Source organism: Desulfosarcina sp., assembly GCF_033791525.1.
Classification (GTDB): Bacteria; Desulfobacterota; Desulfobacteria; order Desulfobacterales; family Desulfosarcinaceae; genus Desulfosarcina.
In genome coordinates this window covers 1-6,179 of the sequence record NZ_JASJGN010000408.1, presented here as the reverse complement: position 1 = coordinate 6,179, position 6,179 = coordinate 1, and the positions used below count along the sequence as shown (strand labels likewise).

Here is a 6,179-nt window from a genome sequence, read left to right as displayed (position 1 = left end):
AAATGCCGCCTGAAATGTCCCATGGATAGCTACTATGCTTCATACAGGTCGATAAAACCATGTTTACTCAATCACGTTTGAAGCCTTGGGAGCCAGCTGCGTTGTGACATTCATGGGACGTTCGGGATCGGTCTGCTCATTCCGTTCCTCTTTGTTGACCCAGCCGCCGCCCAGGGCCTTGTAAAGGTTGACATAGGCGTTGCGGTATTGCTGCTGAAGGTCGGACTGCTGCAGTTCGGCGGAAAACAGGGTCCGTTCCGTGTCCAATACTTCCAGGTAACTGCTCACGCCTTTGTCGTAGCGCTCCTTGGAGAGGCCGTTGGCATTTTTGGCCGCTTTCTGCTGGCGGTCGACGGCGGCCAGCTCGTTGCGATAGGTGGCGATTTCCACCAGGGCATCGTCCACCTCGCGAAAGGCGATCAGCACCGTGTTTTCATATTGGTAAAGGGCCTGTTGCGTCTTCTGTTCTTCGACTACCACGCGTTGTTTGTTCTTGCCGAAATCGACGATCGGGCCCAGCAGCCGGCCGCCGATCGACCAGACGCCGCCTTCGGTGGTGATAGCACCCAGGTCCGTACTGGCAACGCCCAACGTACCGGTGAGGGAGATGGCCGGGAAACGCAGGGCCTCGGCCACGCCGATACGCTCCGTCTGAGCCTTGAGCAGGTAGCTGGCCTGGAGGATGTCCGGTCGCCGCACGAGGATATCCGACGGCAGTCCGACCGGGATATCCGGCGGCGCCGTTCCGCCCAGGTTCTTTTTAATGCGCACGGTTTCAGGCAGGCGACCGAGCAATACGGCCAGGCCGTTTTCGGTTTTGGCGATGGACCGTTGGAAAAGGGGAATGGCCCCTGCCGCGATCTCTTTCTGGATTTGAGCCTGGTTGACATCCAATTCGCTGATGATCCCCTTGTCAAAACGCTGCTGGATGATCGTCAGGCTTTTGATGCGTGATGCGAGGGTGGATTCGGATATGGCCAGCCGCCGGTGGAAATCCAGCAATTGATAATAGGTCGTGACCACATCCGATATCAGGGCCAGCTGGACTGCTTTCAGGCCATACTCGGAGGCCATCAGGTCGGCTCGCGCCGCCTCGGTGGCGCGCTTGAATTTACCCCAGAAGTCGATCTCCCAATTCAGCGGCGCGGATAGGTAAACGGTGGATTGGGTATCCGGCGATCTTGAACCACCGTTGACATTGCCGACCCGGGCGCCGGCGTCACCGTCTAATCGCGGGTACTGGTCGGCCCGGGTGAATCCGACCGTGGCGCGGGCCTGCTCGATGCGGCTGACGGCGATCTTGAGATCGCGGTTGTTTTCGAGTGCGATCGTTACCAGATCATAGAGCAGCGGATCATCGAACAACGCCCACCACTTCAGATCGGTGACCGCATCGGACGGCATCACTTGCGTCCGATAGGACTCAGGGGTAGCGACCACCGGTTCCTTGAAGTCCGGGCCTACCGCGCAGCCGGTGAACAGGATCAATCCAATGGCAAGTATTATCCATCGTTGACATGTTTTTGTGCATGAAGTCATCTTGTCTTTACCCCTGCTCCTTTTGAAGGTCCCGCTTTTTCTCATACCCGGCAAGCTTGCCGATGAAGACGAACAGCATGGGGTAGAAAAATACGCCCAGCATCGTGGCCAGGGTCATGCCGCCCAGCAGGGCCACCCCCATGACCACGCGCGCCTCGGCGCCGGCGCCTGAAGCCACAACCAATGGCAGTACACCCAGGATAAACGAAAAGGCGGTCATCAATATGGGCCGAAAACGCAGGTTGGCCGCCTTGATAGCGGCATCGAACAATGACAGCCCTTTATTAAACTCGAGGTTGGCGAATTCAACGATCAGAATGGCATTTTTGGCGGCCATGCCGATCAGCATCACCAGGGCGATCTGGGCAAAGATGTTCAGCTCGTAACTGGTGCTGGTCAGGCGGGCCAGGTACAGGGCCAGAAAGGCGCCGAAGATGGCAAAGGGCGTGCCCAGCAGAATGCTCATCGGCAAAGTCCAGCTTTCATACTGGGCTGCCAGGATGAGGAATACGAACAGCAGGGAGAAGGCAAAAACAACGGCCGCCGTGCCCGAGGCCTGTTTCTCCTGAAAGGACATGTTGCTCCAGGCGTAGCCTATGTCCGCCGGCAGAGTTTCTGCCGCCACGGCTTCCAGGGCATCCAGGGCCTGGACGGAGGTATAGCCGGGGGCCGGTCCGCCGGACAGCTCGATGGACCGGTAGAGGTTGAAGCGGTTGGTGAAGTCCGGACCGGCAACCTCCTTGATGCTGACAAATGCGCTTAAGGGCACCCGATCGCCGTTCTTGTTTTTGACAAAAAAGAGGTTGATGCGATCTTCGCTGATGCGGTATTCCGGCTCGGCTTGGATGTAAGCTTTGTAGAGCCGCCCGAAACGGTTGAAGTCGTTGACGTAGGACCCTCCCAAAAAGGCACCCACCGTGGTGTAGATGTCGTTGAGCGCCACGCCGGCCTTGAGCACCTTGTCGCGGTTGATCTCCATGAAACGCTGGGGCACGCTGGGCCGGAAGGTGGTGACGACGGAAGCAATTTCAGGCCGCGCCGTTGCCGCCTGGGCGAAGCGGGTCGTCTGCTGCGCCAGGTATTCGGGCGTGTTCCCGGCACGGTCCTGGATCAGCATGGTAAACCCGGATCCGTTGCCAAGGCCGGGTATGGCCGGTGGGCCGAAGGCAAAGACCTGGGCCTCGTTGACCCCCATGAAAAATTGTCGGTTGAGGGCAGCGACCACCTGGTTGGCCGTTTTTTCCCGCAGGCTCCAATCCTTGAGGGCGACGAAAATGAAACCGGCATTGGAGGACATGCTGTTGGAGAGCAGGCTGAATCCGGCCACGGCCGTAATATATTCGACTTCCTCGTGGTTCTCTATTATTTTCTCAACCTTCTTGGTTATCACGTCGGTGCGCTGCATCGAGGCCGCGTCGGGCAACTGGATGTTGACCATCAGGTAACCCATATCCTCGCTGGGCATGAAACCGCCCGGCACGAGTTTGCCCAAGAATACCAATCCCCCCGTCAGAAGCGCCATAAAGACAAGGCCCATGGCGATTCTGCGGGTGACGATGCGGGTAAAACCGGTGTAGGCATGGGTGGATTTGTCGAACACCGTGTTGAACAGTTTGAAAAAGGCCCCCAACGGACCGCGCATGGGCTGCTGTTTGCGCAGCAGGAGGCCGCACAGGGCCGGGCTCAGGGTCAGGGCGTTGATGGAGGAAAAGACCACCGAAACGGCCACGGTGATGGCAAACTGCTGGTACAGCCTGCCGGTGATGCCACCCATGACGGCTACCGGGATGAATATCGCCACCATCACCAGGGTGGTGGCGATGACCGGCGCGGTCACCTCTTTCATGGCAGCCTTGGTTGCCTCCTTTGGCGTCATCCCCTCTTCGATTTTGACCTGGACCGCCTCCACAACCACGATGGCGTCGTCCACGACGATACCGATGGCCAGCACCAGGCCCAGCAGGGACAGGACGTTGATGGTGAAGCCGATCAAGGGGAAGACCATGAAGGTCGCCAGCAGGGATACTGGAATGGCGATGGTGGGGATCAGTGTCGCCCGCCAGTCCTGAATGAAGATGAAGACGACCAGAATAACCAGTGCCAGAGCGATAAAAAGGGTCTCGATGATTTCATCGATACCGGCGGTAATGGCGGTCGTGGTGTCCAGCGAAATGTCATAGCGCATGCTTTTGGGGAAAGAGCGCGACAGGTCTGCCATGGTGGTCTTCACCGTTTCGGCCAGGGCCACGGCGTTGGAGCCGGGTGCCTGATACAGGGCGATTATGGCGCAGGGCTTGTCGTTCATGCGCGTGAAGGCGTTGTAGGTTTCCACCCCCAGTTCCACCCGGGCGATGTGCTTGAGCTTGACCTGGGAACCGTTTGCGGCCGTCCTGACGACGATTTCCCCGAACTCCTCTGCATTCTGCAGGCGGTCGGGCAGGCGCACGGTGTATGTGAACTCCGTACCCGGGGGGGCCGGCTCGGCGCCGAACTTGCCGCCCGGAACCACCACGCTCTGGGCCCGGATGGCGTCAACAATCTCGGGAACGGAAATGCCCAGATGGGCCAGGCGGTCGGGCTTGATCCAGATGCGCATGGAGTAGTCGCTGGCACCCAGAACATTCACCCGGCCGATGCCTTTGATGCGGGCCAGGATGTCCTTGATGTTGATCAGCGAATAGTTGCCCAGAAATTGCTGATCGAAGCGGGGGTCCTCCGCGGTCAGGGAGATCAACATGAGGATGTTGGGCATGGATTTTTCGGTGGTCACACCCAGGCGTTTGACCTCTTCGGGCAGCTTGGCCGTGGCCGCGGCCACCCGGTTCTGGGTGAATACCGTGTTCATGTCCGGATCGGTCCCGACATCGAAGGAGACCTGGATGGTCATGGTGCCGTCATTGGCGTTGATGGACTTCATGTAGATCATGTTGTCCACGCCGTTGATCTGTTGCTCCAGCGGCGTGGCCACGGACTGTTCCACACTGACCGCATTCGCCCCGGTATAGGTTGCCCGTACTTCGACGATAGGCGGCGTGATGTTGGGATACTGCTCGGTGGGCAGGCCGCCGAGAGAAACCACGCCGATAATGATCATAAAAATGGCAATAACCATGGCCACGATGGGCCGTCTGACAAAAAAATCACCCATGTTCAATCACTTTTTTCCTGGTCGGTTAAGTTCACCCCAACGTTGCAAAAGCTGGAGGGCTTCAGAGCCAAGGCGTCAAGGGTGAAGCTGTAATCGGCTACCGCGATCCCTTGACAACACGGGATCTGAAGTCTTCCAGCTTTCCTGGAAGGTAAACAAAATGAGAAAAACTGAGCCATTCTTGGAAATCACCGTTGGTGACATCCAGAAAATGGTAAAAACCTGTTTATATTCATTATGATACCTTCTATTTAGCTATCTTTATCCATACTGTTTATGCAACATTGGGGTTATCTATTGGTCAAGGACATTGCGCCCGCAATGGTTGATGTTGTGGAGGTCGAAATTCCATCGGTTCTATAATTGACCGGTTGCCTGCCGGTATGGTTGGGTCTACATCAAATGAAAACCATTCACCCTTTATTCATTCTGCTGCTGCTGTATTTATTTTCCAGCACTTTCGGATTCATAATACCCTCATCCTTGTCGGCGGATGAACTCAGAGACAACTCGCTGAGAGAACGCACCAAGCAGGGCATCACCATTCCGATAACGGGTGCACACCTGAATTGGTACCATGGATTTCACTGGATTAGCCGAAATGAGAACCTAATACTTAAAATTGGTGGAAAATTCGCATTGGACACCGGCGATATCGATCCAAATGATTCTTTAGATAATGCCTTTCCGGACCTGGCCGGTTATGAAACGATTATTCGAACAGCCACGCTGGCAGCATCGGGCAGACTCTTCAAGTCGGTAGATTTCAAGCTTGAGTTTGATTTTGCTGATTCTGGCGACGTACAGGACAACTGGATTCGCTTCAAGCCAATTCCTTATTTAGGGCTCCTCCAGATCGGTCATTTCAAAGAGCCCTTCTCTTTAGAATCCCTAGCGTCCATAAATCATCGAACCTTCATGGAAAATCCCTTGCCGACCCAGGCGTTCAGTCCGGGGCGTAATATGGGGCTGATGCTTTTCAACCAGGCGTTAGGCAATCGCGTTACCTGGAAAGTGGGCGCTTTTTATAATACCGGCTCATTCAGCAGCGTAGGCAACGCAAAGGATAAGATCAGCGATTCCAACGGATATGACATCACCGCACGGATAGTGGGCAGGCCATGGTATTCAACTGACGGCCGACAGCTCTTGCACCTTGGGCTTTCCTACACTTACGGATTTCGCGACGATGACCCGAGGGATTCGGATGATCGTATCCAGATCCGCACCCGGCCCGAAACCCGTTTGACCGATGACCGTTTGGCGGATACCGGTCAATTTATTGGTAGTCGTATCAACAAAATAAATGCGGAATTGGCTGCCGTCGTGGGACCCTTCTCATTGCAGGGCGAGTGGTATTACGACAATGTCGATACCGCGGGGCAAGACCTCGCCTTTTGGGGATACTATCTGCAAGGTAGCGCAGTTCTCACCGGTGAAAGCAGAGGGTACGACACATTGAGGGGAATCTTTACCGGTATCATCCCAAAAC

General features: G+C 56.1%; 3 protein-coding genes. 1 reads left to right on the top strand and 2 read right to left on the bottom strand.

Features of this window, described 5'->3' with window-relative positions:
• Nucleotides 1–63 precede the first annotated feature (63 nt).
• Together QNK41_RS19910 and QNK41_RS19905 are read right to left on the bottom strand one after the other, a co-directional pair.
• On the bottom strand, nt 64–1,539 hold the full coding sequence (locus QNK41_RS19910; protein ID WP_319260638.1) for an efflux transporter outer membrane subunit: 1,476 nt from the start codon (nt 1,537–1,539) through the stop codon (nt 64–66).
• Between the two features lie 7 nt (nt 1,540–1,546).
• Nucleotides 1,547–4,687: a multidrug efflux RND transporter permease subunit gene (locus QNK41_RS19905; RefSeq protein ID WP_319260635.1), complete on the bottom strand. Its 3,141-nt coding sequence runs from the start codon at nt 4,685–4,687 to the stop codon at nt 1,547–1,549.
• 402 nt (nt 4,688–5,089) lie between these two features.
• On the opposite strand from QNK41_RS19905, the gene QNK41_RS19900 reads away from it, so the two are divergent.
• A partial coding sequence (locus tag QNK41_RS19900) for an OprO/OprP family phosphate-selective porin (protein WP_319260633.1) occupies nt 5,090–6,179 on the top strand: 1,090 nt, incomplete at its 3' end.

Excerpts from the sequence above, each read along its gene's own strand:
- QNK41_RS19910 (WP_319260638.1), bottom strand. The coding sequence starts at position 1,539 with ATGACTTCATGCACAAAAACATGTCAACGATGGATAATACTTGCCATT.
- QNK41_RS19905 (WP_319260635.1), bottom strand. The coding sequence starts at position 4,687 with ATGGGTGATTTTTTTGTCAGACGGCCCATCGTGGCCATGGTTATTGCC.